Below are 3,475 nucleotides of genomic sequence, written 5' to 3' on the forward strand. Positions count from 1 at the left end.
GGGGCGGCCGAGCGGCGCAAACCGCAACACTGGAACTGGAGGAAAGGCCCCCTCTGTCGGCTCCGCCGACATCTCCCGCTGCGCGGGAGAGAATTTTCCCCGTCCTTGCGAGGAGCCCGCAGGGCGACGAAGCAATCCAGGGGGGCTGAGCGCCACCATAACGAGAGGGGCGCGCGCATGGCCCCTGGATTGCTTCGTCGCTTCGCTCCTCGCAAGGAAGGGAAGGGCCGCACGCGGTCGCCCTTTCTCCCGCGCCGGGGGCTCGCTATATCCGGCTTCACGTTTCAACCCGGACAGGAATCAGCCGATGCGGACGATCATCAAGGCCCTGGTGGGCGCGGCGATGCTGGCGGGGCTGGCCGGCCCGGCGGGCGCGCAGACGCAGGTCCCGCAGACCATGGCGCAGGCCAAGGCGAGCTTCGCGCCGCTGGTGCATCGGGTCACTCCGGCGGTCGTCAACGTCTACGCCACGCGGGTCGAGAAGATGCCGCGCAATCCGCTGATGGACGACCCGATCTTCCGGCGGTTCTTCGGCGGGGGCGACCAGGTGCAACCGCGCGTGCAGCGCTCGCTGGGCTCGGGCGTGATCGTGGACCCGTCGGGCTATGTGGTCACCAACCACCATGTCATCGAGGGCATGACCGAGGTGAAGGTCGCGCTCGTGGACAAGCGCGAGTTCGAGGCCGACATCGTGCTGCGCGATCCGCGCACCGACCTGGCGGTGCTCAAGATCAAGGGCAACGAGCCCTTCGCGGCGCTGGACCTCGGGGATTCCGACGCGCTCGAGGTAGGAGACCTGGTGCTCGCCGTGGGCAACCCGTTCGGGGTGGGCCAGACCGTGACCTCCGGCATCGTCTCGGCGCTGGCGCGCACGCAGGTGGGCGTGTCGGACTACCAGTTCTTCATCCAGACCGACGCGGCCATCAATCCGGGCAACTCGGGCGGCGGGCTCATCGACGTCAATGGCCGGCTGGTGGGCATCAACACCGCCATCTTCTCCCAGTCGGGCGGCAGCCACGGCATCGGGTTCGCCATTCCGTCCAACATGGTGAAGGTGGTGGTCGCCTCGGCCAAGAGCGGCAGCAAGGCGGTGCGCCGTCCCTGGTTCGGCGGCAAACTGCAGTCTGTCTCGTCGGACCTGGTGGACAGCCTGGGCCTGGACCGGCCCGTTGGGGCTCTGATCGCCTCCGTGGTGGACAAGAGCCCGGCCGCGGAGGCCGGGCTGAAGGCCGGCGACGTGATCCTGGCCGTGGATGGCCAGCAGGTGGATGACCCGGACGGCTTCGGCTTCCGCTTCGCCACCAAGCCGCTGGGCGGCGCGGCGACGCTCACGGTGCTGCGCGGCGGCAAGAAGCTGAGCATCCCGGTGAAGCTGGCGCAGGCGCCCGAGACCCGGCCGCGCGACACCTTGACCCTCAAGGGTCGCTGGCCGCTGGCCGGCGCGACCGTGATGAACGTGTCGCCGGCCGTCGCCGACGAGCTCTCGGCCGATATCGGCTACGACGGCGTGGTGGTGTCCGACGTGACGCAGGGCTCGGCCGCCGCGGAGCTCGGCCTGAAGAAGGGCGACGTGATCCTCGAGGTGGACGAGAACAAGGTGAAGTCCACCCGCGACCTGGAGAAGCTCGCCAAGCCGCGGCAGTACTACTGGAAGCTCGTCGTCCAGCGCGGGGGCGAGGTGCTGACCACGGCCGTCGGGGGGTAGGGGCGTGCATGGGAGCGCGGGCAGGGGCGCGCATCGGACAGGGGCGGCCGGCGGCCCCTGGATTGCTTCGTCGCTGCGCTCCGCGCAACGGCGGTGAAAGCTGGCGTCTCGGCCGCGCCGNGCGCAACGGCGGTGAAAGCTGGCGTCTCGGCCGCGCCGTCGCTATCTCTGCCACATGACGAACCTCTTCGAAGCCGCAGGTCTGGAGAAGGGCGCGCCCAGGCCGCTGGCCGACCGGCTGCGGCCGACGCGGCTCGGCGAGGTCGTCGGCCAGGATCACCTCGTCGGGCCAGACGGCGCCCTGACCCGGTTGATCGAGTCCGGGTCCTTGGGCTCGCTGATCTTCTGGGGTCCGCCGGGGACCGGGAAGACAACGGTTGCGCGCCTGCTGGCGCACGAGACCACGCTGCACTTCGAGCCGATCTCGGCCATCTTCACCGGGGTCGCCGACCTCAAGAAGGTGTTTGAGGCGGCGCGGGGTCGGCGGACTACCGGGCGCGGCACACTGCTGTTCGTGGACGAGATCCACCGGTTCAACCGCTCGCAGCAGGACGCCTTCCTGCCCGTGATGGAGGACGGCACCATCACGCTGGTGGGCGCCACCACGGAGAACCCGTCCTTCGAGCTCAACGCGGCGCTCCTGTCACGGGCGCGTGTGCTGACCTTCAAGTCGCTCGACGAGGAAGCCATCGGCAAGCTGCTGGCGCGGGCCGAGGCTGCGGAAGGGCGGAAGCTGCCGCTGGACGAGGACGCCCGGGCGGCGCTGGTCGCCATGGCGGACGGGGACGGGCGGGCCTCGCTGACGCTGGCCGAGGAGATCTGGCGCGCGGCGAAGCCGGGCGAGGTCTTCGACACGGCCGGGCTGAGCCGCATCGTGCAGCGGCGGGCGCCGATCTACGACAAGGGCCAGGACGGGCACTACAACCTGATCAGCGCGCTGCACAAGACGGTGCGCGGGTCGGACCCGGACGCGGCGCTCTACTACCTTGCCCGCATGCTGGATGCCGGGGAGAACCCGCTCTACATCGGCCGGCGTCTCGTGCGCATGGCCGTGGAGGACATCGGGCTGGCGGATCCGCAGGCGCTCGTGGTCGCGAACGCCGCCAAGGACGCCTACGACTACCTGGGCTCGCCGGAGGGCGAACTCGCCCTGGCGCAGGCGACCGTCTACCTGGCGACCGCGCCCAAGTCGAACGCCGTCTACACGGCCTTCAAGGCGGCCATGCGGACCGCCAAGGAGCACGGGTCGCTGACGCCGCCCAAGACCATCCTGAACGCGCCCACCAAGCTGATGAAGCAGGAGGACTACGGCGCGGGCTACCGCTACGACCATGACGAGCCGGACGCCTTCTCGGGGCAGGACTACTGGCCCGAGCGGCTGGGGCGGCAGCAGTTCTACGATCCCGTGGAGCGCGGCTTCGAGCGCGACATCCGCAAGCGGATGGAGTGGTGGGCGAAGCTGCGGGCGGAGCGGGGAGAGTAGGGGTCGTGGTCGCTCTCCTCGCACGGCGGGCCGGGGTATCCAGCGTTCCCCGACTTTGCTACTTGGCTCCAAAGCCTTCGGGCATCTCTTTCGTGGCGTGGCCCGCGGGCGGCGTCTCACTCCTCAGGAGCTTCACATGAGCAAGGGCGGACCCAAGCGTCCGGGCGCGGCCGGCGGTCGGGCGGGGCGGGCCAAGCCCGGCTCCGGCCCGCGCAGCGGCCCCGGCGCGAAACCCGCGCGGGGCGCCGCAAGAGCGGCGTCTCCCGCCGGGCGAGGGCAGGGGCCTG

At 70.6% G+C, this 3,475-nt stretch carries 2 protein-coding genes; both read left to right on the forward strand.

The annotated features are described in order from the left end of the window. Positions 1 to 307: 307 nt before the first annotated feature. Entirely contained in the window at positions 308 to 1,705 is a 1,398-nt protein-coding gene (locus SLNSH_RS24230) for a DegQ family serine endoprotease (protein ID WP_106340853.1), read from the forward strand. A 175-nt stretch (positions 1,706 to 1,880) separates the two neighbouring features. Then, positions 1,881 to 3,188, forward strand: a complete 1,308-nt coding sequence (locus tag SLNSH_RS24235) for a replication-associated recombination protein A (protein WP_106340855.1) — start codon at positions 1,881 to 1,883, stop codon at positions 3,186 to 3,188. Positions 3,189 to 3,475: the final 287 nt, after the last annotated feature.

This window comes from Alsobacter soli, assembly GCF_003004785.1.
GTDB classification, from domain to species: domain Bacteria; phylum Pseudomonadota; class Alphaproteobacteria; order Rhizobiales; family Beijerinckiaceae; genus Alsobacter; species Alsobacter soli.